This window comes from Roseburia sp. OM04-10BH, assembly GCF_003462605.1.
In the GTDB taxonomy this organism is placed as follows: Bacteria; Bacillota; Clostridia; order Lachnospirales; family Lachnospiraceae; genus Roseburia_C; species Roseburia_C amylophila.
In genome coordinates this window covers 190731-214440 of record NZ_QTZI01000004.1, presented here as the reverse complement: position 1 = coordinate 214440, position 23710 = coordinate 190731, and the positions used below count along the sequence as shown (strand labels likewise).

Annotated in this window: 20 protein-coding genes and 1 tRNA gene; all 21 read right to left on the bottom strand. The window is 40.8% G+C overall.

Translation table 11 applies throughout. The features are described 5' to 3' along the window. Window positions 1-162: 162 nt before the first annotated feature. Window positions 163-960, bottom strand: a complete 798-nt coding sequence (gene spo0A / locus DXB43_RS06250; protein ID WP_117698575.1) for a sporulation transcription factor Spo0A — start codon at window positions 958-960, stop codon at window positions 163-165. Window positions 961-1181: 221 nt separating this feature from the next. Beyond that, window positions 1182-2471 carry a SpoIVB peptidase gene (spoIVB, locus tag DXB43_RS06245; RefSeq protein ID WP_158567198.1) on the bottom strand — a complete coding sequence of 430 codons (1290 nt, stop codon included), beginning with the start codon at window positions 2469-2471 and terminating at the stop codon, window positions 1182-1184. Between the two features lie 135 nt (window positions 2472-2606). Beyond that, a complete protein-coding gene (recN, locus tag DXB43_RS06240; protein WP_117947085.1) occupies window positions 2607-4283 on the bottom strand; it encodes a DNA repair protein RecN in 1677 nt (558 codons plus the stop codon). Window positions 4284-4316: 33 nt separating this feature from the next. Further along, the gene (argR, locus tag DXB43_RS06235; protein ID WP_022243225.1) at window positions 4317-4769 is read right to left on the bottom strand and encodes an arginine repressor; all 453 of its coding nucleotides are present in this window, start codon (window positions 4767-4769) and stop codon (window positions 4317-4319) included. A 14-nt stretch (window positions 4770-4783) separates the two neighbouring features. Continuing rightward, window positions 4784-5638: an NAD(+)/NADH kinase gene (locus tag DXB43_RS06230; RefSeq protein ID WP_117698578.1), complete on the bottom strand. Its 855-nt coding sequence runs from the start codon at window positions 5636-5638 to the stop codon at window positions 4784-4786. Between the two features lie 4 nt (window positions 5639-5642). Continuing rightward, complete coding sequence (locus DXB43_RS06225; protein ID WP_117947084.1) at window positions 5643-6443, bottom strand: TlyA family RNA methyltransferase; 801 nt, start codon at window positions 6441-6443, stop codon at window positions 5643-5645. Between the two features lie 5 nt (window positions 6444-6448). Then, window positions 6449-8314: a 1-deoxy-D-xylulose-5-phosphate synthase gene (dxs, locus tag DXB43_RS06220; protein ID WP_117841130.1), complete on the bottom strand. Its 1866-nt coding sequence runs from the start codon at window positions 8312-8314 to the stop codon at window positions 6449-6451. Between the two features lie 30 nt (window positions 8315-8344). Next, window positions 8345-9232 carry a polyprenyl synthetase family protein gene (locus DXB43_RS06215; protein WP_022243229.1) on the bottom strand — a complete coding sequence of 296 codons (888 nt, stop codon included), beginning with the start codon at window positions 9230-9232 and terminating at the stop codon, window positions 8345-8347. Then, the gene (gene xseB, locus DXB43_RS06210) at window positions 9232-9483 is read right to left on the bottom strand and encodes an exodeoxyribonuclease VII small subunit (RefSeq protein ID WP_117841131.1); all 252 of its coding nucleotides are present in this window, start codon (window positions 9481-9483) and stop codon (window positions 9232-9234) included. The genes DXB43_RS06215 and xseB overlap by 1 nt, the downstream gene beginning before the upstream one ends. Continuing rightward, window positions 9480-10697 (bottom strand): exodeoxyribonuclease VII large subunit, encoded by a 1218-nt coding sequence (gene xseA, locus DXB43_RS06205; RefSeq protein WP_117947083.1) that lies wholly within the window; start codon window positions 10695-10697, stop codon window positions 9480-9482. Before xseA ends, xseB begins: the two co-directional genes overlap by 4 nt. Beyond that, a complete protein-coding gene (gene nusB / locus DXB43_RS06200) occupies window positions 10694-11089 on the bottom strand; it encodes a transcription antitermination factor NusB (RefSeq protein WP_197420811.1) in 396 nt (131 codons plus the stop codon). The genes xseA and nusB overlap by 4 nt, the downstream gene beginning before the upstream one ends. A gap of 97 nt (window positions 11090-11186) precedes the next feature. Next, a complete protein-coding gene (locus DXB43_RS06195; RefSeq protein ID WP_022243233.1) occupies window positions 11187-11564 on the bottom strand; it encodes an Asp23/Gls24 family envelope stress response protein in 378 nt (125 codons plus the stop codon). A 22-nt stretch (window positions 11565-11586) separates the two neighbouring features. Beyond that, window positions 11587-13551, bottom strand: a complete 1965-nt coding sequence (locus DXB43_RS06190; RefSeq protein WP_117947082.1) for an EAL domain-containing protein — start codon at window positions 13549-13551, stop codon at window positions 11587-11589. A gap of 2 nt (window positions 13552-13553) precedes the next feature. Continuing rightward, window positions 13554-14033 (bottom strand): hypothetical protein, encoded by a 480-nt coding sequence (locus DXB43_RS06185; protein WP_117947081.1) that lies wholly within the window; start codon window positions 14031-14033, stop codon window positions 13554-13556. 46 nt (window positions 14034-14079) lie between these two features. Next, complete coding sequence (metA, locus tag DXB43_RS06180; protein WP_022243236.1) at window positions 14080-15012, bottom strand: homoserine O-acetyltransferase MetA; 933 nt, start codon at window positions 15010-15012, stop codon at window positions 14080-14082. Window positions 15013-15090: 78 nt separating this feature from the next. Next, on the bottom strand, window positions 15091-17064 hold the full coding sequence (ligA, locus tag DXB43_RS06175) for an NAD-dependent DNA ligase LigA (RefSeq protein ID WP_117841135.1): 1974 nt from the start codon (window positions 17062-17064) through the stop codon (window positions 15091-15093). 22 nt (window positions 17065-17086) lie between these two features. Then, on the bottom strand, window positions 17087-17827 hold the full coding sequence (locus DXB43_RS06170) for a pseudouridine synthase (RefSeq protein ID WP_117947080.1): 741 nt from the start codon (window positions 17825-17827) through the stop codon (window positions 17087-17089). A 148-nt stretch (window positions 17828-17975) separates the two neighbouring features. Next, window positions 17976-19253, bottom strand: coding sequence for an SH3 domain-containing protein (locus DXB43_RS06165; RefSeq protein ID WP_117841137.1), 1278 nt, complete (start codon window positions 19251-19253; stop codon window positions 17976-17978). A gap of 138 nt (window positions 19254-19391) precedes the next feature. Next, a tRNA-Arg gene (locus DXB43_RS06160) sits at window positions 19392-19463 on the bottom strand. A 47-nt stretch (window positions 19464-19510) separates the two neighbouring features. Next, window positions 19511-21364, bottom strand: a complete 1854-nt coding sequence (locus tag DXB43_RS06155) for an ABC transporter ATP-binding protein (RefSeq protein WP_022243240.1) — start codon at window positions 21362-21364, stop codon at window positions 19511-19513. A 1-nt stretch (window position 21365) separates the two neighbouring features. After that, window positions 21366-23684 carry an ABC transporter ATP-binding protein gene (locus DXB43_RS06150; protein WP_117947079.1) on the bottom strand — a complete coding sequence of 773 codons (2319 nt, stop codon included), beginning with the start codon at window positions 23682-23684 and terminating at the stop codon, window positions 21366-21368. Window positions 23685-23710 lie beyond the last annotated feature (26 nt).

Genomic DNA, 23710 nt, shown 5'->3' with positions numbered 1-23710 from the left:
AGAATATTTGCTCGTTAACGCCGCAAGAAAAACAAATGTCTGCTCTGCAGCCGCTTGTTTTTCTTATGCGTCTATTATACCACGTTATGGGGGAGCAGAAAATACCTAAAATGTCTGATTCAGACACCATATTTTGCTGCCGTTTTTGTAGAAACCACCCTTTTAATACGCTTTATATTCCAGGCGGATTCTGTCTGCAATCAGTGCTATAAATTCTGAATTCGTCGGTTTACCTTTTCCATTGTTTATCGTATACCCAAACAGCTCATCAATCGTGTCCATTTTGCCACGGCTCCATGCCACCTCTATTGCGTGGCGGATAGCACGTTCTACGCGGCTGGCTGTTGTCTGATATTTTTTTGCGATTGTCGGATAAAGTATTTTTGTAATGGAATTAAGCATTTCAATATCATTTACCGACATAATAATTGCTTCACGCAAATACTGATATCCTTTGATATGTGCCGGAACTCCTATTTCATGTATAATATTTGTCACCTTACTTTCCAGATCCTCCGGTTTTGCCGAAGGCTTTTTCTCATATGCTCCGACTTTTTTTGATTCCGCAGCATTCATTCCCCGGAGCACTCTTGTACTTTTTATCCGATTGATAATCATATCATTATCGAAGGGCTTCATAATGTAATAATCCGCCCCCAGATTAAATGCATCTTCTGTAATCCGGTCCTGTCCTACCGCACTGATAATAATAAAACTAGGACATTTTCTTATGGATTTATCTTTTTTTACTTTTTCTAACAGTGCAAGTCCGTCAAGTTTTGGCATAACTATATCCAATAAAACAACATCCGGCTGTTTATGTTTGATAATCTCATATGCTTCGACCCCGTTCTTTGCCGTACCAACCACCTGCAAATCCTTATCGCTGGCTACGATTTCATCTAAAAGCTGTACCATTCTCTCGTTATCATCTGCAATTGCTACATTTAATTTTTCCATGTCAAACCTCCTGCCGTTTCCACTCTTTTGTACAAAGATGAAACTACTTGTATTTAAACACAACTTTTCTGTCGTTTCAAGCTAAAGCGTTCATCTTATTTCGACATCAATATTGCCCGGAAGACAACGGCTGCCTTCTTCCCCTTATACATTTTGTATCATAATTATATCCTGATATAAATTATGTCGAAACATGTCGTTAAATTATAAACTGTTTTTTCTTATGGATTCGACGTTTTCCCCATCTCTAACATATCCTCAATAAAAATACCATACCCCTTCTTTGCATCATCGACGAACACATGGGTAACTGCACCTATCAGCCTTCCGTTCTGGATCATCGGGCTGCCGCTCATTCCCTGTACAATACCTCCGGTGCTCTCTAACAGTGCCGCATCCTCTACTTCAAATAAAATACTTTTGTTCTCCTTATTCTTCCGATAATTAACTTCCGTAATTCTTATCTTATAATGCGCTATCGTTCCGTCGATATCACTGATAATTTCTGCTTCTCCAGGTTCAATATCCTGCTTATAACCAACCGGATAAGCTACGGCATGTTCCAGCAAATTATTTTTTTCATGTAATGTTCCATAGATTCCTCGTTCGCAGTTCTCCTCAATATCTCCCATACAATATTTTTCTTCATAATTAATGACTCCTGATAATTCACCCGGTTTACCGGATTCTCCTTTTACGATTCCCACCAGTCTGCTGTTATAAAGTTTTCCTGTCCCCACTTCCAGCATACTTCCGGTATCCATGTCTGTTACCGCATGTCCCAGTGCCCCATAGCTTCCATCCTGACTGATATAGGTAAGTGTTCCGATTCCTGACAGATCATCCCTTACCCAGACTCCTAATTTATACGTTTCTTCTTTTGACAATTTCGGCTGTATATATAATTCTAATGTTTCTCCATTTCGACGTATCCGAAGCACTAAAGATTTTCCTTCACATTTATCCACAGCATCCATTAACGCCTCCTTATTTTCAAGTTCTACACCATCTACTGCACAGATATAATCTCCACTCTTTAAAACATTCTGTGCCGGTGCATACAGTACTCCATCCATCCCTTCAAAATTTCCCGTTCCAATGACAAAGATGCCATCCGTCTGCACATAAATACCAATATTTTCCCCGCTGGCATAGACCTCCTGCTCCGCTACAATATCTGCCTGCACATCCTTTATGGGAATAATTCCAAAGAGCTTCGCTCGTAAAACAACCGTATCTGAAACCATATCTATTTCATTTCTTTCGTCACCGGCCTTGTCCATGCTGCTTTGCAGCTGCTGATTTTCCATTACAGATGTATCGATAAATCTCTTTCCGGAATCCCGGCATTCGAAGGTCACCGGCATGGAAATGTCCAGTTTACTTAAATCACCATCGATAAGTTTTACTTCATCCGGAACCATATTTAACATAAGCTGGTAAGCAAATACCAGCCAGACAATCACTATAATCTGCCATATACTTTTTATGCTTTTTCTTATTAATCTCATCCGCATTATATTTTCCTCACTACAGGCATAATAACTACAGGAAACTCTCTTTACAGCTTTCCCGCGTAAAATAAAAACAGGATATTCATTGAATATCCTGTTTTTATTATGTGTATTATTGTTTGATTCAATCGTTTATTTTTTAGCATTTTGTGCCAGGTTAAGCATTTCTCTTGCACTTTCCAATACGGTGTCTGTAATCCTCACTCCACCAAGCATTCTTGCTAATTCCGTTACCTGCTCATCCTCGGTGAGTCTTCGTATGGTAGAAATGGTTGTCTCATTTTCTACGGATTTTTCAATACAGAAATGGGCATCTGCCATTGCAGCAATCTGCGGCAGATGTGTGATGCAGATTACCTGATGATGTTCTGCAATCATATGCATTTTTTCAGATACCATCTGCGCCGTCCTTCCGCTGATTCCTGTATCAATTTCGTCAAAAATCAAGGTTTCTATTTCATCATTTTTAGCAAGCACTGTTTTTAATGCCAGCATAATTCTTGATAATTCTCCACCGGATGCTACGCTGCCAAGTGGTTTTAATGGCTCTCCCGGGTTGGTTGCAATGACAAATTCCACTTCATCAAAGCCATCTGCTCCAAAAATCTCTTTCTGTTCAAATTTCATTTCAAAACGAACATCTAGGAAGTTCAAATCTACTAACTGCTCCCTGATTTTTTCTGCCAGTTCCTTCGCATATTTTTTGCGGATTGCAGATGCTTTTTCTGACTGCTTCTGCAATGTTTCTTTTAATGCATTTTCCTGTTGCAGCAGTTTCTTATGATACATATCAAAATTTTGTAATTTTTCTGCCTTTTCCTGCTTTTCCTCTAAGGATGCTAAAATTTCATCTATCGTATGACCGTATTTTGCCTTCAGATGATTGATTTCATCCAGACGCTGTTCTGTCCCGGCAAAAGTCTCATCATCAAATTCAGCCTCATCCATATAGTCTGCAATTTCCCGGTTCAAATCATTCAAAAGATTATCAATTTCCAAAAGTTCATCTGCCATCCCACGAATTGCATCATCATAATCTGCCACAGATGACAATTCTCTATGAGCTCTTCCGGTCAGCTCCGATGCACTGCCGTCTTCCATGCTGAGTAATCCATGGGCTGCATGAATTGCTTCCATAATTTTCTTTCCGTTCAGAAGCTTCCGGTATTTTGTTTCTAAAACTTCATCTTCGCCAGCTGTTAATGCAGCTTCTTCAATTTCATGGATTTCATATTCTAAAAGAGATAATTCCCGCATCCGGCTCTCTTCATCCAGAGAAGCTTCTTCTAGCTCTTTCGTAACTTCACGGTACTTTTTATAAGTTTCTTTCAACTCACTTTTGATGTCCGACAGTTCATTTCTTGCATAATCATCAAGGATTTCTAAATGCTTCTGTTTCTTAAGCAGCGACTGGTGTTCATGCTGTCCATGAATATCAATCAGCAACGCAGAAACTGCTTTCATCTTTGATGCCGGAACACTTTCCCCATTGATTTTGGCGATGCTTCTTCCTCCAGAAATCTTTCTGCTTAAAATCAGCATATCATCCTCCGGATAAACATCAAGCCCGGAAAGTGCTTTCTTTAAAGCATCTGATTCTACATCAAAAATCAGCTCCACAAAGGCATTCTCCTCATTATCCCTTAACATCTCTTTGGATACTTTTTCTCCCAGAGCCAGATTAATGGAACCAATGATAATTGATTTTCCGGCTCCTGTCTCTCCGGTCAGGATATTTAACCCTTTTTCAAAATCGACTTCCGCCTCATCAATGAGTGCCAGGTTCTTAACATGCAGGTTTCTTAACATATTTTCTCCTTCTACTCTCTCTCGTCTTCCGTTCTAATCTTCCATAATCCGGCGAAGACGTCCCATTAACGCTGTGGTATCCTCTACGGTACGGACAGCGCACATAATTGTATCATCTCCAGCAATGCTTCCTACTATTTCATGGCAATCCATGGCATCCAATGCTGCCGCAACTGCCATTGCCATTCCGGATACCGTCTTAATCACAAGAATATTCTGTGCCATATCCATAGATACAAAACCATCCCGGAATACACGGACATACTTTTCTGTCATGTCTTCCTTATTTTCAGATAAAGCTACATATTTCTGACGGCCATTGCTCAATGCTACCTTAGTCAGTTTTAACTCTCTGATATCCCGTGAAACCGTTGCCTGTGTCACATGATATCCTTCCTGCTCCAACTTTGCTGATAATTCTTCCTGTGTGCCTATCTCATTCTTCTGAATTAATTCCAGAATCTTTGCATGTCGTCCTATCTTCATTACAGTCCCTCCTGTTATGTATAATTCTGCATCTTTTTCCGCAAAATTTCAAGGAAACTAATCTTACTCAAACGAATAATCCCTACGGATTCTTCTGCCTTATGCACTACAATCTTGTCACCAACCTTAAGTTCCACTCCGGAATCTCCATCGAAGCTCACTTCCACCTGCTCATCCCGCTGGCTTCTCCGCATGCCTACTTCAATGGTAATTTCATCTTCCGGTCCGATTACAATGCTCTTGGAATTCAACGTATGTGCATTGATTGGTGTCAACAGCAAAAGGTTGGCTTTCGGGTCCACAATAGGGCCACCTGCCGACATACTGTAACCGGTGGAACCGGTTGGTGTTGCCACAATGATTCCATCCGCCTTAAAATTATAGAGATACTCTCCATTTACATAAACATTCAGATTCACAATCTGAAGTGCTCCCGTACGATGGATGACCACATCATTTAACGCAACCCTCTGAATCTTCTCTCCGCCACTTTGTACGGTATAGCCATCTAAAAGCATTCTCTGCTCTATGGTATAACGGTCAGCCATCAATTCATCAATTGCCGGGAATATCGTATTCTCTTCTACCTCACACAGATATCCAAGCTTTCCTAAATTAATTCCCAGCAGCGGAATATTTTTCTTTACCAGATTGCGTGCCGCACGAATTAATGTTCCATCTCCACCAATAACAAGCACTGCCTCGGTTTCTGTTGGAATTTCTTTTTCCACTGATTCCGCTTTTTCTTCCTCAAAGCTGGCAAAATAATCACAGGTTCCACCCTTACGCCTGATGTAATCTATAATCTGATTGGTAAAAATAAGTTCACTGTCTTTTTGTGCGTTTACAATTATGAAAAAATGCTTCATATATCTAGGACAATGATGTATGTGCCGCCTCTACGATGGCCTCCACATCAATGGTCTCCTCCTTCTTGCTCTCGCTGTTTTTCTCAATATATACCAGATATTCAATATTTCCCTCCGGGCCCTTAATCGGTGAATAGGAAAGATTATGAACAGAAAATCCATTTTCCAACGCAAAATCAATTACCTTATGGATGACTTCCTCATGTACCTTTGGGTCACGGACAACACCTTTTTTTCCTACTTTTTCCCTTCCGGCTTCAAACTGCGGCTTAATCAGGCAGACCATTCTTCCACCGTCCCGCAGCAGCTCCCTTGCCGGTACCAGCACCTTGGTAAGAGAAATAAAAGATACATCAACGGATGCAAAATCAAGGACATCTGCAATATCTTCCGGCGTTACATAACGGATATTGGTTTTCTCCATGCAGACAACCCTTGGGTCATTTCTTAATTTCCAGGCAAACTGTCCATATCCTACATCTACAGAATATACCTTCACTGCACCATTTTGCAACATACAGTCAGTAAATCCGCCGGTGGATGCGCCGATATCCATGCAGACCATTCCCTCTAAAGAAATATCAAATTCCTTCATTGCTTTCTCTAACTTCAGTCCACCACGGCTGACATATTTTAATGTATTTCCCCGGACTTCAATCTCTGCCTCTGTATCAAAATTTGTTCCTGCTTTATCCTCTCTCTGTCCATCCACAAAGACATTTCCTTCCATAATCATAGCCTTTGCTTTTTCCCTGGATTCTGCCAGCCCTTTTTGTACCAAGAGAACATCCAATCTTTCTTTCATCGTTCTTATTGTGCCTTTCTGTCTATAATCTTACCGATAATTCCATCTGCATCGATTCCTGTTTCTTTGCGGAGAAGTTCTACATTTCCATGCTCTACATATACATCCGGTATTGCAATATTTAAAACCTCCATGGAACCATCTCCATTTGTATTCATAAATTCCAATACATGCTCTCCAAAGCCTCCGGATTGCACATTTTCTTCCAGCGTAACCAGAAGCTTATGATTCTTCTGCAGCTTAAGAAGCAGTTCTTCATCAAAAGGCTTCACAAATCTTGCATTGACAAGAGAGCAGGAATAACCTTTTTCTTTTAATTGTTCCCTTACGGTAAGTGCTGTCTTTACCATGCTTCCTACTGCCAAAAGTAAAATTTCACTTTCTTCATAAAGAACTTCTGCCTTACCATATTCTAACGGTGCCCGATATTCCTTTAATTCATCAAAGGCTTCGCCTCTCGGATATCGTACTGCAATCGGTCCGGAAAAATCCACGGCATATTTTATCATATCTGATAATTCCCACTTATTCTTAGGTGCTAAAATTGTCATATTCGGCAGACAGGAAAGATAAGATAAATCAAAGATTCCCTGATGAGTCTCTCCATCACTGCCCACAAGTCCTGCACGGTCAATGGCAAATACTACATGCAATTCCTGTATACAGACATCATGCAGAATCTGGTCATATGCTCTTTGCAGGAAAGAAGAATAAACCGCTACAATCGGTTTTAAACCGGCTGCTGCCAATCCTGCAGCAAAAGTCACTGCATGTTCTTCTGCAATTCCCACATCAAAGAAACGTTCCGGGAACATATTCCGGAATCTTTTTAGTCCGGTTCCATCTGCCATTGCCGCTGTAATGGCAACCACTTTTTCATCCCGGTCGCCCAATTTACGCATAACCGTAGAAAAAATATCGGTATAATTGGCTTTTACCCGTTTCACAAGAGGCAGTCCTGTCTCAACATCAAAGGCTTCCGTTCCATGAAAACGTGCCGGATGGCGTTCTGCCGGAAGGTATCCTTTTCCTTTTTCCGTAATCACATGTACCAGAACCGGTCCTTCCACCTTAGAGGCTTCTTTGAATAATTTCACCATGGCAGGAATATTATGGCCATCTACCGGTCCTAAATAAAGGATTCCCATATTTTCAAAGAGCATGCCCGGAATCACAAGCTGCTTGATTCCATTTTTGGTCTTACGGATTTTCTCAACAATACGTTCTCCATATTTCGGAATGCTGTTCAGGGAATTCGTAATACCATTCTTTAATCCCTGATAAGATTCTGCGGTACGAAGTCCGCTTAAATATCTGGATACACCGCCGACATTTTCCGATATAGACATCTTATTGTCATTTAAAACAATAATCAGATTTGACTTTAATTTGGATGCATTATTCAATGCCTCATAAGCCATTCCGCCAGTCAATGCACCATCTCCGATAACAGAGATGACTTTGTACTTTTCTCCGGTAATCTCCCTTGCCATAGCATAGCCTAATCCTGCGGATATGGAAGTCGAACTGTGTCCCGTATCAAAGCAGTCGCAATCACTTTCATGACGTTTGGGGAATCCGCTCATGCCGCCGTATTTTCTCAGTTCATCAAAACCGGCTTTTCTTCCTGTCAGTAATTTATGGGTATAAGACTGATGTCCTACATCCCAGATAATTTTATCCTCTGGTAAATCAAAAGCAAGATGCAGTGCCATGGTAAGCTCTACCACGCCAAGATTGGAGGCAAGGTGCCCACCGGTTTTTGATATTTTGTCAATCAAAAAAGAGCGGATTTCCTCTGCCAGAATCGGAAGTTCGTTTTTATTTATCCTTTTTATATCATTTTCATGCTCAATCTTTTCCAGCACCATGTATCTTTACTCCTTTGGTTTCTGAAGTTCTTATTTTTCCCTATGAATCAGATATTCTACCAGATGAATCAGAAATTCATTTTTTACCACCAGTGATTCTAATAAATTCACTGCATGTTTTGAATATCGTTTCACATCTTCCTGTGCTTTTTTCAATCCCTCATATGTAACATAAGTTGCCTTTTCGTTTTTGGCATCACTGCCAACCGGTTTCCCAAGCACTTCCTGATTACCGGTAACATCTAAAATATCATCCTGTATCTGGAATGCCAGACCAATCTCTGATGCCGCCTCTTCGATAATCTTCTGCTCGCTTTTCGTGGCACCTGCAAGAATTGCACCGATTAACATAGACGCTTCAATCAAAGCACTGGTCTTTAATTTATAAATAAAATCTAACTGGTCTCTGGTGACAGACTGTGTTTGATCCGTTTCCACATCTACGGTCTGTCCCCCTACCATACCATAAATTCCGGCTTTCTGCGATAATACAAGCAATGCCTTTGCCACATTAGGCGTCTGTTCCGTCTGTAATGCTGTCAATGCTGTCTCATAGGCAAAATTCAAAAGACCATCCCCGGCAAGAATTGCCATAGCTTCTCCATAGACAATATGCGTTGTCTTTCGTCCGCGGCGGTATTCATCATTATCCATTGCCGGCAGATCATCATGAATTAAAGAATAAGTATGAATCATCTCAATGGCTGCCATGAATGGCTCAATTACCTCGGATTTTCCACCAAACATGCGGTAAGTTTCCAACATCAGCATTGGTCTTAACCGCTTTCCTCCTGCAAGAAAACTATAATTCATGGCTTCAATTACCTGCTTCTGATAGCCTTCTTCCTCCGGAAGATATTTTTTTATGATGTTTTCAATCTGTTCTGTCCGCTTTGTAAGCTCTGCTGTCATATCCATTAAAATTCCTCCAGCATTCCCTGTTCATTCAACACTAACATTTTCTTTTCAATCGAATCTATCCGCTCACTGCAGTGTTTCAGCTTCTTCATGCCCTGCTCATAGCAGAGAAAGGATTCATCCAGAGAAATGTCTTCCTCCATATGTGCAATCAGCTGTTCCACTTCTGCAAATAAATCCTCTAAATTCTCATTTTCTTTTTTTTCCGTTATATTATCTGTCTCATTTTCATTGATTGTATAATCTGTCATCTTCCGATTTCCTCCTGGCATATGATTTCTTCTACTCTTGCCTTAACGGTTCCGTCTTTTACACTGATCTGCAATTGTTCTCCTTTTGAAACCTGTGAAACACTTTTTAAACCATTCTGCCGGCTGTCAGAAACATATGCATATCCCTGTCCCAATCGTTTCAATGGCGAAATATCATCGAAATGCTGGGCTAACATCCGAAGTCTTGCCTTATTCTTATCTAACTGCTGTGTCATGCCATGCTCTAAGCGAAGCTGTAATTCCCCCAGATACTGTTTCTGACTGTTCAGACGATATACAGGACTCTGTTGCATTAATCTTGCCTTCAGTGTCTCCATGCGTCCCTGTATCACAGCAATTTTACTCTTCATGCTGCGCATCAGATGTACCCGGTCAGTCTGTATCCGCTGTAACATCTGATTCCTGTCATATACCGCAAGTTCTGCCGCTGCAGACGGAGTCGGTGCCCGCAAGTCTGCCACATAATCCGCAATGGTGTAATCCACTTCATGTCCCACTGCAGAAATAACCGGTGTTTCACATTCAAAAATTGCCCTTGCAACAATTTCTTCGTTGAATGCCCATAAATCCTCTATGGAGCCACCACCACGCCCCACAATGATAATGTCCAAATGCATGGCATCCAATGCATGAATCCCATTTACAATGCTTTCTTTGGCACCCTCACCCTGTACCAGTGCCGGATATAGAATAAGCTGCACATAAGGATTTCTTCGTGCAGCAATATTACGGATATCCTGTATTGCAGCCCCGGTAGGTGCTGTAACAATTCCAATACGTCCGGCATACTGCGGAATCGGTTTTTTATACTCTTCCGCAAACATGCCCATTTCCTCAAGTTCCTGTTTCAATTGAAGAAATCTGGCATATAAATCCCCTGCACCGGCAAGTGTAATTTCTTTTGCATATATCTGATATCTGCCATCACGTTCAAATACTTCAATAGAACCTGTTACCTCGACTTTGTCGCCATCCTTCATACGAAAGGATAAACCACCCCGGTTACCGGCAAACATAATTGCACTGATGGCACTGTTATTTTCCTTTAAAGTAAAATAAATATGACCGGAGGAATGATATTTACAATTCGATACCTCACCCTTCACACATACCTGATGCAGGACAAAATCCTGGGCAAACATATTTCTGATGTATCGGTTAATCTGGGTTACCCCATATACTTTCTTTATCATGCGATTTTTGCCAATACTCCGTTGATAAATGCCGGTGAATCATCTGTTCCATATTTTTTTGCCAGTTCTACTGCTTCATTGATGGCTACTCCGGTTGGAATATCCTCTTCATATTTCATCTCATATACAGCAAGACGAATCAGGGTCAGATCAACTTTGCCCATACGGGTTGTTTTCCAGCCTTTGGATGATTCATTGATAATCTTATCGATTTCCTCTAAAACAGCAATAATCTTATTAAATTTGTCTTCAATATAACTCTCATCCGGCTTCTCAATCGGTTCATTCTCTTCGATAAACAGATTCATCTGCTCTTCGTATTCCTTCTCACTATGAAATTCCACACGGAATAACATTTTAAATATCTGTTCTCTGATTTCTCTCCTGCTCATGTTGTATCCTTTCATTATTGGTCTTCCATGTAACTATAAAAAAGAATGCTTTAACAGCATTCTTTATTATACTACATCTGCGGTTATCACAAAAGTTTTATTTCGTATTTTTCATGTCAACCGTTGCAATTCTGACATTAACAATTGCTACGGATAATCCTGTCATAGTCTCAATTGCAGATTTTACTTTCTCCTGTACCTTCTCAGATACTTCCGGAATAGAATAACCATAAGAAATATTTAAAGCTACTTCTACGCTGACCGTTTTCTCTGCCACTTCTACCTTAACACCCTTAGATAAATTCTTCATTCCAAGTTTGCTCACCAGTTCATTGGTAATATTGCCAGCCATGGATGCAACTCCTTCTACTTCTGTTGCTGCAAGTCCTGCAATAATAGCAACGACCTCATCTGCCACATGTACTTCCCCAAGGTTATCTTCTTTTATTTTAACAACTTTTCTATTATCTGCCATCGTTTTGCCTCCTACAAAAATATTATGTGGTTATTATATCAGATAATTCATTTTTTGAAAACCTTTCCGCATAATATTGTACATTTTCCCTGCGTAAAAGTTCTAAGAAATCTCTGTCCGGAATCGGCTTGGAATAAAAATATCCCTGTAGATAATCACAGTGCTGTTCTGTCAGATAATCTACATATTCCTGATTTTCTACTCCTTCTACCACAATCTCAAGCCCAAGTTCTTTAATCATGCGGATAGTATTACGCAATGCAATCATTGCCTTTTCATTTTTAAATGCTTCCCACAGAATGGTTTTATCAATTTTTACGATACGGAATGGAAACCGGAACAGATAATCCGTATTGGAATATCCTGAGCCATAATCATCCAAAGAAAACTCAATGCCCTGCTTATGCAGTATCTTGATATTGTTTTCCAACATATCACTATGGGCTGCCGCTGTCTCAGTAATCTCAAGATTGATCTGGGCTGGTGCTACATGATACTTCTTCATTATTTCCGTCAACCTCTCGGCAAGATTTTCCTGCATACACTGCACCACAGACAGATTTATTTCTATATACTGTAAGCCATAGTCTGTAAGCTGCTTTTCCCGGATAAAACGACAGACTGTCTCAAATACAAATTCTCCAATCTGCATAATCATTCCGCTCTTTTCTGCAATTGGAATAAATTCTTCCGGAGAAATGTAGCCCATACTCTGATTTTTCAGCCGGACCAGTGCTTCCGCAGATACGATTCTGTTTTCTGTCACCGAATAAATCGGCTGGTAAAAGACTTCGAAACCTTTATGGTCTACTGCATCATTCAAAAGTTTCCGGATACGAAGTTCCCTCTTTGGCCGGTCAATATCCATCTCAGCAGTCTTTAATACTACATTTCCATTTTCAGATGATATTGAACGCATATACTGGATATAGTCAATTAATCCATTCAGATTATTCGTATCACGCGGACACACAATACTGCTGATATGAATCCGGAATTTTGTCTCTACACTGCCGGAATGCCATGGCTGTTCAAACCGGTTCAGAATCTGCCGGATCAGTAAGGAAGAATCAATATCCTTCTTCTTCCGGTCTAACGCCAGCACATATACGCTCTGTGAAAACTGGTAAATACGTGAATTGTCGATAAGCTTACGAAAAAATGCCGCCATTTCCTTCAGGAATTCATTGACGGAATCATTTCCCAATGTCTGCCGCATCACCTTTAAATTATGCACTTTAATGACAAGCATCGGAAAACGCTCACTTCCTAACAGGCGTTCCTCTGACTCTTTTAAAAATGCCCTCCGGTTCATAATTTCAAGCTCCGGCACCGTATATTCCTGTGGTCTTTCCGAAGAAATCAGATATAAAAGTACACACATTGCCATTCCAAAAAACTGAAACCGGAAACCCGGAAATGCAATATGAAGCACCAGTGTAAATACACTTACAACTGCAAATACAGTCGTAGAGAATAATAATTCAAAGCTGAGCCTTTTCCGGAAACGAACCAGAAACACTTCCCCCATCAGATAAAAATAAATCATACATAGGTAGAATAACATAATTCCATTCTGTCTCTGATAGCTGCCATCCGTTTCCACTTTAAAAAGATATGGTATAAATAACTGTACTACCAGCAATGCGATTACAATCCAGGCCGGTACAAACAACCATCCCTTTTCCTTCCGGATAAAGCGTTCCACTCTTCCTGTCAGGCACAGAATATACAAAAGATAAGCTGCCGCTGCCACAACCTGTCCTAAAATACAGATATAGAGCAGGACTGTAGTTCCTGTTTTTCCAAAAGTAATTCCCTCCCAGAACAGTAAAAAGTCGCTGGTAGACACAACAAGCAGAGCATACAACATTACGCGGTATACCCTGCTTTGAAAATTGTCACTGTATTTTCTTAAATGATAAGCAACTAATGCAGTCAGAAGAACAAATGCAGCCGCAATATCGTAGTATACTAAATGCTCCATTCTTATCCCTCACACTCTGCATAAATATTATCTGAAAGATATTTTACATCACTGAACGGTTCCTGCTCTGTTGTTTCTTCTGCCATTCCTGCCTCCTTTATCTTCGTCAGTTTGTCGATATAAAAATCCACAGCCTTCTTTGACTCTTCGAAAGTATATAACGCTGCCGGGGAATTCCATTCCCTGATATAAACCTTGTTGTAGTCAATATAAGCAATCATGGCAAAATCGCCGTCTTCGGGGTTTAGAAATGTCTTCTGCATGGATGCATGCATATCACAGCCACGGATGATTTTATCCTCTTTGTTTTTCTTCTGCCCGGTTACAGCTTTTGCAGACTTCTCTCCGGATTCCGTTTTATTTCCGGATGCCTTCTTTTTCTTCTGGTCTTCTTCCACCATCCGGTCTATGGCATCTGCTGCACGATTCATTGCTTCGAAAATATCAAGTTGTCCCTCTACACCTTTTTTCTCCGTTTTCATTGTGCCCCCTGTATTTTCTTAAGCCTTTTTCCAAAAAGAAATCTGCTTATTTTCCCACAATTTTTCTGGTATTGATATAATCATATGGTGTCTGCTGATACACATAATAATTCAGCCAGTTTGCATATAACATATTACCGTGTGAACGCCACTGCAGTAATGGTTTTGCATTGATATCATTGTCCGGATAATAATTCTCCGGCATGGCAATATCCATCCCTTTCTGCAGATCACGCTTATATTCCTCATCCAATGTATAACGGTCATATTCCGGATGTCCCATCACAAAAATTTTGCGTCCCTCATTGGCAATTGCCAGAAATACACCTGCTTTTTCTGATTCTGCAAGAATGGTAATATCCTTTACCTTCTCAATATCCTCTTTACGGATTCCGGAATGTCTCGAATGCGGTGCCATAAAGCGGTCATCAAATCCCCTTACCAGTGGTACTTTGCGGTTCTTTACCTGATGTTCGAAAATTCCAAACATTTTCTCATCCAGCATATATTTTGGGATACCATAGTGATAATAGAGAGCAGCCTGTGCACCCCAGCATAAATGCAGGGTTGATGTTACGTGGGTCTTAGACCACTCCATAATATCACAGACTTCCTTCCAGTAATCCACCTCTTCGTATTCCATGGTTTCTACCGGTGCACCGGTTATAATCAGTCCGTCCAGATTCTCATCCCAGATTTCATCCATTGTCTGATAAAAATGATTCAGATGACTCATGGATGTATTCTTTGATTCATGGGATGATACCGTTAAAAAGGTAACATCAACCTGTAATGGTGTATTTGCAAGTGAACGCAGCAACTGCAGTTCCGTTTCTTCTTTTAATGGCATCAGATTCAGTATTCCAATCCGGATTGGGCGGATATCCTGATGTTCTGCTCTTCCCTCATCCATAACAAACACATTTTCCCTTTCCAGAATCTCTCTGGACGGTAAATCGCTCATTATCTTAATCGGCATATTATCTAACCTCTTTTCATCATATACACATATCTCATTTCATAATACCTTAATTTTACGAATACTTCAATATGCAATTCACTTTCCGAAACGTTCCACAAACATATCTTCAGAAATAATCGGAATGCCAAGACTCTTTGCTTTCTGATTCTTTGATGATGTGGATTCAATATCATTATTCACAAGATAATCTGTTTTCTTAGAAACACTGCCGGTAACAGAGCCGTTCTGGCTCTCCACATACTCTTTAAATTCGGTACGGTTTTTAAACTGATGGACATCACCGGTAATGACAAAGGTAAGTCCTTCACAGGTTCCTCCCTCTGTCACCTTCGGCTCTACTTCCGCAATGTTTAATATTTCTTCTAATGCAGCTACCGTATGACGGTTTTGATTCTGTCTGTACCAGTCCAGCATGGAAGTCGAACGCTCCGGTCCGATTCCGTCAATATCCTCAAATCCTTCCCCTGCATGCAGTTTCTGAAAGAAACCTCCTGTGCCAAGGGCAGCAATCATTTTCTTTCCTGCATCGGTGCCAATCTGCGGAATGCATAGTGCATAAATAAAATGTACCGGATCAACGTTTTTGCTCTTTTCAATTGCCTGCAGCATATTGTTACAGGATTTCTCGCCAAATCCGTCTAAAGAGCGGATTTCATCCGCATGATTTTTAAGTGTATAAATATCTTCAAAATAATGGATATATCCTAAGTTCATAAACTTTAGCATGGTCTGTATGGACAATCCGTCAATGTCCATGCCAGGCTTGCTGACAAAGCGGCTGAATTTTTTTACATGCTTTGCGGTACAGTCCGGATTCGTACAATGTAAAGTCTTTGTTCCGCTGTGTTCACTGATTCTGATTTCCGTTCTGGCATGGCATACCGGACAGAATTCCGGAATCGTAAAAGTTCCTTCCTTTTTCTTTACGCCGATACATTTTGGAATAATCTTATTTGCTTTAATAATATCAAGTGTTGTCTTCCCATCTTCTCCGATTCCAAGACGTTCCATTTCACTGATATTGCAAAGAGAGGCGCGGCTTACGGTGGTTCCCTCCAGTGCAACCGGCTCAAATACTGCTACCGGAGAAATGGTAGATGCCGCACAGGACCACTCTACATATTTTAATGTGGTCTCCGCAGAGACATCCTGCCATTTAAACGCATAACCGGCTCTTGACGCATGATGTCCGGTAACATTACCGGTCTGGGCATAATCATTATCTTCATAACAGATAACCAGTCCATCTACCGGAATATCCATTTCACCATCTTCTACCTTCTTTGTCCAGCGTTCTACAACTTCCTCCAACCCTTTCGCATCGGTCAATTCATGTGCTACTGTCGTAAATCCAAGCTTCTCAAGATAATCCATCCGTTCTCCCCAGGATGACATTGTTTCATCCAGATGCACCAGTGTAAATGCATAAAAATGAATATGGCGTTCCTTTACTTTATCAAGATTGCTCTTATCCAGACCTAAAGTGCCGGATGCAAGATTTCTCGGATTGGCATATTTTTCATCATCATCTTCAATGGTATCATTGATTAATTCAAAATCTGTATAGGTAATAGCCGCTTCGCCACGGACTACCAGATGTCCCTTATATTTTACAGTCTTTGGAATCCCTTCAATGGCATCCTTCATAAATGTGATATTGCTGCCGACGGTTCCATTTCCTCTTGTTAAAATCTTAACAAGTTTTCCGTTATCATAAGTTACTACCAATGTTAATCCATCCAGTTTCCAGGATAACCAGACTGGTCTTTCTCCCGCCCACACCTGTAAATCAGAAATCCGTTTCGTCTTGGCAAGGGAAAGTGCCGGATATTCATGCGCTTCCCGTTCACCATTGCTTTCCTCAAATCCGGCATTCTGTGTCGGACTTTCCGGCAGAATATATCCTGTTTTTTCTTCTAACCGGGTCAGTTCGTCAAACATGCCATCCCATTCATAGTTTGACATAATTTCATCCTGTCCATTGTAATATGCTTCGGACGCCTCATTTAACGTTTTTACCAGTTCCTCGATTCTCTTCTTCTCATCCATGGATATGCTCCTTACCCTCAATCTATTTTGGCATTACTGTTGTATTGCTGGAATTTAAAATGCGCCGGTTCAGCTCAGTCCACTCCTCCGCCGTTACTCTGCGGTACTTTCCTTTTTTGAGACTGCCCAGTTCTATATTCATAATGCGGACTCTCTTTAATTTTACTACTTTATATCCGCAATACTCACACATCCGGCGGATCTGCCGGTTATACCCCTGGGTTAATATGATTCGGAATTTACGCACATCCAGTTTTTCTACTGCACATGGTCTTGTAACCACACCAAGTTCTTCCAGTGGAACTCCCCCGGACATTTTCTTTAAAAATGCCTCCGTTATGTCATGATTTACGGTAACTTCATATTCCTTTTCATGCATATTCCCGGCACGCATCATCTTATTTACAATATCCCCATTATTTGTCAATAATATAAGTCCCTGGGAATCTTTATCCAGTCTTCCTACCGGATAAATACGTTTCGGATAATGAATATAATCAACAATATTGTCTTTTTCGTCTTTTGCAGCAGTGCAGACAATGCCCACCGGCTTATTAAATGCAAGAAGAATCATTTCCTCTTCTTTTTTTATTGTTTTTCCATCTACACACACCCGCTGTCCCGGCATCACCTTACAGCCGACAGAAAGAACTTTTCCATCTACCGTAATACGTCCCTGCTCAATCAGACGGTCCGCTTCTCTCCTGGAACAATATCCTGCTTCACTTAAAAATTTATTGATTCTGATTCCGTTTTCTTCCATCAATATTTTCACCCTGTGTAAATTTTCTCGCTGCCCGCGGAACAAAGAATGTGTCTTGGTACATCCTCGCGGAGCGTTTTTTACTTTACAGGAAAGCAATTTCCTGTAAAGTAAAAATAACGGAGGTCCTAAGACCTCCATCTATTTATTATTTTAAGAACTCTGTCTTAACATATCCTTCTTTATCTTTCCAGGTAACTTTTGTCCACCCTTCTGCATAGCTCATCTGAACAGTAACAGAATCTCCTGCATAAGCAACTCCAACCTTGGATGCGGTCTCACTCATAGAGGAACGGATATTAACCGTATTGGTTAATGTAATCTTAGTGCCAGCTGCGATTCCGCTGGTGTCTGCCGCCGGCTCCTGTGCCGGTGCTTCTGTTGAAACATAGTCACTCTTTACATATGCCGGTGTGCCATTGTAATCAATGCTGCTCCATCCATCTTCTGTCGTGCCGGTTCTTGTCAGTGCAGTTCCCTTTTCAACTGTTCCAAGCAATGCTCCGGACTCATTCGGTTCCTGTCTGACATTTACTTTATCCAGTGTATATACCGTCTCCGTTGTCACTTCCGGCTCAGCTGGTGTCTCTGGTTCCACCGGTGCCTCTGGTTCCGCCGGTGTCTCTGGTTCCGCCGGTGTCTCTGGTTCCGCCGGTGTCTCCTCTGTTGCCGGCTGCTGCTGTGCCTGTGCCTGTGCGATTGCTGTTGCCCATGCATTATATGCATCAGCAATTGTAACCGTTACCATATTAGAAAGATTTTCATCTGAAGCAATTGCTTTTTCATAATTTGCCTGTACTTCTGCCTGTAATGCAATGACATCTTCCTGTGTTTCAAAACTACTGATTAAGTTTTCCACATTATTATCGGTCGGCTGTTCTTTATAATGACGGTTAAAGCTGCTGTATAAGTTATCAATATAAAGTGCTCCCTGCTCATTCTTCTTTACATAGAAGAACTCCATACCAGGTGCTGTAGTATCTACTCCTGCGAATTTCAAATCCAGCGTTACACAGACAAGATAAGAATCTGCTTCTAATCCTGACTTAGTATAACATTTGATATTCTGATAACTCTCTGCATACTGTGACATCATGGTAATCAGGCTCTGTTCATTCTCGGAAACAGGTGTTGCATAGGTCTGTAATGTTGCCAGATCACCTGCCGCATATGCATTGTAATAATTCTGCATCAGGGTATTGATTTCCGGAACGGCATCTACCTGAAAGCTCTCTGATTCGGTACCCTGTTCCGTAGAAAGTCCATTATCTTTATCTTTATTTCCACTGCTGAATTTTATCATTACTACTGCCAATACAACAAATAATATTACTGCAGTAAAATATTTCCAGTTCTTCTGAAAGAAACTACTTATATCATTCTTTGATATCTTACTCATTTTTTCTTTGATTTCTGACGCTTTCATATCTGTCCTCCTAACCTTACCCATAACCCCCAAAAAAGTATGCTTTGTGAGCTGCCCGTGTAAATAATGAAAAACGTTTCTTATAAGTTTTGCGGGACATAAATCCCGCAAAAAAATGTGTTAATATAAATTATAAAATGCACCCGGCGGGAATCGAACCCGCATTATCAGAGTCGGAGTCTGACGTTCTATCCATTAGACTACGGTTGCAGCTTATTTATACTAACACATCTATATAAAAAAATCAAAGGTTTTATTTAAGAAGCTTCTTCAAACTGGGAATTATAAAGCTGTGCATAGAAACCATTCTTCTGTAACAGTTCTTCATGATTTCCCTGTTCAATAATATCACCATCTTTCATAACAAGAATCAGATCAGCATCACGAATGGTAGACAGACGATGGGCAATAATAAAACTTGTTCTTCCTTTCATCAGGTTATCCATAGCCTTCTGGATTCTGTGCTCTGTTCTGGTATCAACAGAAGAAGTTGCTTCATCTAAAATCAATACCCGGTTGTCTGCTAAAATGGCACGGGCTATGGTAAGCAACTGTTTCTGTCCCTGGGATACATTGCTGGCGTCCTCATTTAATTCCATATTATAACCACCCGGCAGTGTCTGGATGAAATGATGGGCATGGGCTGCTTTTGCTGCTGCAATAACTTCTTCGTCCGTGGCATCCAGTCTTCCGTAACGGATATTTTCCATAATAGTACCTTTAAATAACCAGGTATCCTGAAGTACCATGCCGAAGGCATCTCTTAGCTCCCGGCGGTTATAGTTTCTGATATCGTTACCATCTAATCTGATGCTTCCACTGTTGACATCATAAAAACGCATCAGCAGCTTCACCATGGTAGTCTTACCTGCTCCGGTTGGTCCTACAATGGCAATCTTCTGTCCCGGTTCTACCTTTGCTGAGAAATCATTAATGATAATCTGATCCGGATTGTATCCGAAATGCACATGGGAGAATTCTACTTCTCCACGAACATCCTTTAATTCCACTGCATTTTCTGTGGTCTGGTCTTCTTCCTCTTCACCTAAGAATTCAAAAACACGTTCTGAAGCTGCAGTCATGGACTGTACCTGGTTAATGACCTGTGCAATCTGCTGGATTGGCTGGGTGAAGCTCTTTACATACTGGATAAATGCCTGAATATCACCAATTCCGATTGTTCCGTTAATTGCAAGCATTCCACCGGAAATTGCCACACCTGCATAGCCAAGGTTACCGACAAATACCATAACCGGCTGCATCATTCCGGATAAAAACTGGGATTTCCAGGCAGACTCATATAATACATGGTTTGTATCATTAAACCGTTTTATGGTTTCCTTTTCTTTATTAAATGCCTGGATAACTAAATGTCCGGAATAAGTCTCTTCCACCTGTCCATTAATATGTCCCAAGTACTCCTGCTGGGTACGGAAATATTTCTGTGAAAATTTTGCAATTGCCGAAACCATCAACGCTGAAATCGGAAGAATTACTAATGCAATCAGTGTCATCAGTGGTGAAATAGAAAGCATCATCACAAGCACTCCGATAATGGTTGCCACGCTGGTAATAATCTGTGTCACACTCTGGTTTAAGCTCTGTCCCAAAGTATCCACATCATTGGTAATACGGGAAAGAACTTCCCCATAAGTTCTGCTTTCAAAATATTTCATCGGCATACGGTTGATTTTTTCAGAAATCTCTTTACGCATACGATAGCAGATTTTCTGTGTGATTCCAGTCATAATAAACCCCTGAAAAAAGCTGAATACCGCACTGATAATATATAAGCCAAGAGTAAATAATAATATCTTTCCAATCAGTGTAAAATCAATTCCGCCGGTTCCTGCTACTTTATTCATCAGACCGTCTGCCAATGCCGTAGTAGCTTTACCCATTACCTTTGGTCCTAATACAGAAAATACGGTAGAACAGATTGCAAGTATCATAACTGCAACAATTCCAATTTTATATTTTCCAATATAAGAAAGAAGTTTCCGGAAAGAGCCCTTAAAATCTTTTGCTTTTTCACCCGGCATCATTCCACCGCCCATTGGTCCTCTCGGACCTCTACGACGTGGTGCACGATAACTTTGCTCATTACTCATGTTATTTTTCCTCCTTTCCCTCTTCTAATCCCAATTCCTTTGCGGATAACTGTGACTGTGCAATCTGCTGATATACTTCACAATCCCGTAATAATTCTTCATGAGTACCTTTTCCGACAATCTTACCTTCATCCAATACAAGAATCTGGTCGGCATGTAAAATGGTACTGATTCGCTGTGCCACGATAATTACACTGCTTTCTTTTGTTTTTGACTCCAATGCTTTACGCAGTGCCGCATCGGTCTTCATATCAAGTGCAGAGAAACTGTCATCAAAGATATAAACATTCGGATTCTTTGCGATTGCTCTGGCGATGGATAATCTCTGTTTCTGTCCACCGGAAACATTCGTTCCACCCTGTGCAATCCCGCTGTCATATTTTTCCGGCTTTTCATTAATAAATTCTGTTGCCTGTGCAATCTCTGCAGCCTCTGTCATTTCTGCTTCCGTAGTTTCCGGTCTGCCAAATTTCAGATTGGATGCAATGGTTCCTGAAAACAGAATTCCCTTCTGTGGTACGAATCCGATTTCGTCTCTTAATTCAGCTAAGCTTAAATTCCGGATATCCACACCATCTAAGGTAATCTTACCGGCTGTTACATCATAGAATCTCGGAATCAGATTAACCAGCGTTGACTTTCCACAGCCGGTACTTCCGATAATCGCTGTTGTCTTTCCCGGTTCTGCTGTAAAATCAATATCTTCCAATACATCTTCATCTGCACCCGGATAACGGAAGTTTACATGATGGAATTCCACTTTTCCGGTATGTTTTTCAATTGTTTCTTTTTCTGCCTTTTCTATAATAGAAGAATTTGTAGTAATAACTTCATCAATCCGGTCTGCTGCAACACCGGCACGCGGCAGCATAATAGACATCATGGTAAGCATCAGGAATGCCATAACAATCTGCATGGTATAAGTAATAAATGCGGTCATTGCTCCTACCTGAAGCTGTCCGGCATCAATACGATGTGCCGATACCCAGACAATCAGTATGGTTACTCCATACATAATAAACATCATGCCCGGCATCATAAAAGTCATGACACGGTTGGTAAATAACTGTGTTCTGGTAAGATTCCGGTTTGCTTCATCAAACCGCTCTTCTTCCTTTTTTTCTCTTCCAAAAGCACGGATTACGGAAAGTCCCGTAAGAATCTCTCTGGATACTAAGTTCAGGGCATCCACTAACTTCTGCATTATTTTGAACTTCGGAAGTGTAATGGACATCAACACCATAACCAGTCCGGAAATTACCAGTACTGCCATTACGATAATCCATTCCATATGTGCTCCGGTCTTTAATACTTTATAAATTCCACCAATTCCGATGATTGGTGCATATAAAAGCATTCGAAGCATAATTGCTGTTACAAACTGAATCTGCTGAATATCATTGGTGCTTCTTGTAATTAAGGAAGCGGTAGAGAATTTATCCATCTCAGTATTGGAAAAGCCTACTACCTTACCAAAGATTTTCTCTCTTAAGTCTCTTCCGACTCCTGCGCCGACTCTGGATGCAAGATATCCGACTACCACTGCAACTGCCAGCATGAGTAATGACATAGCTGCCATCTTTCCACCCTCTGACCAGAGATAATTCTTCTGGATATGCTCCACATCAAGTCCTGCCTTTTCGTCACAGGATGCTGCATATGCTGTTCCCATGGCATGTAAGGTACTGCTCCCCACAGAATCTATCATATTTTCCATATATTCTCTGGACTGTGCTATACCATCCTGCGTCATTGCACCGCTTGCAATCAGCTGCTTCATCATCGGACGCATATCCACATAAGTTACCATTTCGCCATCATCATTTTCCGCTTCATATGTGGTCAGTTCCATCTGCATCATCTGTCCGATTTCTTCAATGGACATCTCATCTAAGCTTTCTTTGGTAATCTGGTTCTGCGGATTCTGCTCCAATGCTTCCGCAATCGTATTCTTAAAATCCGTTTCACTCATATTTGCCATACGGTAAGTCAGTACGATTGGTGTCAGTAGTTCATCATCCAATGTTTCTAATGTCTCTTTATCCGCAGTACATACATAAGTATCGTCTTTTTTTTCATAGACCGCTTCAAAAGTATCCTTTTCACCATCTGTCATAAAAAGTTCTGCCAGCTGATATTCTTCCTCCGGCATCTTTTCCGGCAAAATATGTTTGATTCCCTTATTCTGGATTCCTACATCGATGATATCGGATGTATATTGTGGCAACGACAAATCGCAATAAGCCTGCACTCCAAGGAGGAGAAATATTACCACGATGATATGCCAGTACGGGAGCATATTTTTAAATATTTTCCGCATCTTTCCTGTTCCTTCCTTTTCTATAT

Excerpts from the sequence above, each read along its gene's own strand:
- DXB43_RS06170 (WP_117947080.1), bottom strand. The coding sequence starts at position 17,827 with ATGGAAGAAAACGGAATCAGAATCAATAAATTTTTAAGTGAAGCAGGA.
- DXB43_RS06215 (WP_022243229.1), bottom strand. The coding sequence starts at position 9,232 with ATGGATATGACAGCAGAGCTTACAAAGCGGACAGAACAGATTGAAAAC.
- DXB43_RS06150 (WP_117947079.1), bottom strand. The coding sequence starts at position 23,684 with ATGCGGAAAATATTTAAAAATATGCTCCCGTACTGGCATATCATCGTG.
- xseB (WP_117841131.1), bottom strand. The coding sequence starts at position 9,483 with ATGACAGATTATACAATCAATGAAAATGAGACAGATAATATAACGGAA.
- DXB43_RS06225 (WP_117947084.1), bottom strand. The coding sequence starts at position 6,443 with ATGAAAGAAAGATTGGATGTTCTCTTGGTACAAAAAGGGCTGGCAGAA.
- DXB43_RS06185 (WP_117947081.1), bottom strand. The coding sequence starts at position 14,033 with ATGAAAACGGAGAAAAAAGGTGTAGAGGGACAACTTGATATTTTCGAA.
- DXB43_RS06195 (WP_022243233.1), bottom strand. The coding sequence starts at position 11,564 with ATGGCAGATAATAGAAAAGTTGTTAAAATAAAAGAAGATAACCTTGGG.
- recN (WP_117947085.1), bottom strand. The coding sequence starts at position 4,283 with ATGTTAAGAAACCTGCATGTTAAGAACCTGGCACTCATTGATGAGGCG.
- spo0A (WP_117698575.1), bottom strand. The coding sequence starts at position 960 with ATGGAAAAATTAAATGTAGCAATTGCAGATGATAACGAGAGAATGGTA.
- dxs (WP_117841130.1), bottom strand. The coding sequence starts at position 8,314 with ATGGTGCTGGAAAAGATTGAGCATGAAAATGATATAAAAAGGATAAAT.
- DXB43_RS06190 (WP_117947082.1), bottom strand. The coding sequence starts at position 13,551 with ATGGAGCATTTAGTATACTACGATATTGCGGCTGCATTTGTTCTTCTG.
- xseA (WP_117947083.1), bottom strand. The coding sequence starts at position 10,697 with ATGATAAAGAAAGTATATGGGGTAACCCAGATTAACCGATACATCAGA.
- metA (WP_022243236.1), bottom strand. The coding sequence starts at position 15,012 with ATGCCGATTAAGATAATGAGCGATTTACCGTCCAGAGAGATTCTGGAA.
- nusB (WP_197420811.1), bottom strand. The coding sequence starts at position 11,089 with ATGAGCAGGAGAGAAATCAGAGAACAGATATTTAAAATGTTATTCCGT.
- argR (WP_022243225.1), bottom strand. The coding sequence starts at position 4,769 with ATGAAGATAGGACGACATGCAAAGATTCTGGAATTAATTCAGAAGAAT.
- ligA (WP_117841135.1), bottom strand. The coding sequence starts at position 17,064 with ATGGATGAGAAGAAGAGAATCGAGGAACTGGTAAAAACGTTAAATGAG.
- spoIVB (WP_158567198.1), bottom strand. The coding sequence starts at position 2,471 with ATGAGATTAATAAGAAAAAGCATAAAAAGTATATGGCAGATTATAGTG.
- DXB43_RS06230 (WP_117698578.1), bottom strand. The coding sequence starts at position 5,638 with ATGAAGCATTTTTTCATAATTGTAAACGCACAAAAAGACAGTGAACTT.
- DXB43_RS06155 (WP_022243240.1), bottom strand. The coding sequence starts at position 21,364 with ATGAGTAATGAGCAAAGTTATCGTGCACCACGTCGTAGAGGTCCGAGA.
- DXB43_RS06165 (WP_117841137.1), bottom strand. The coding sequence starts at position 19,253 with ATGAAAGCGTCAGAAATCAAAGAAAAAATGAGTAAGATATCAAAGAAT.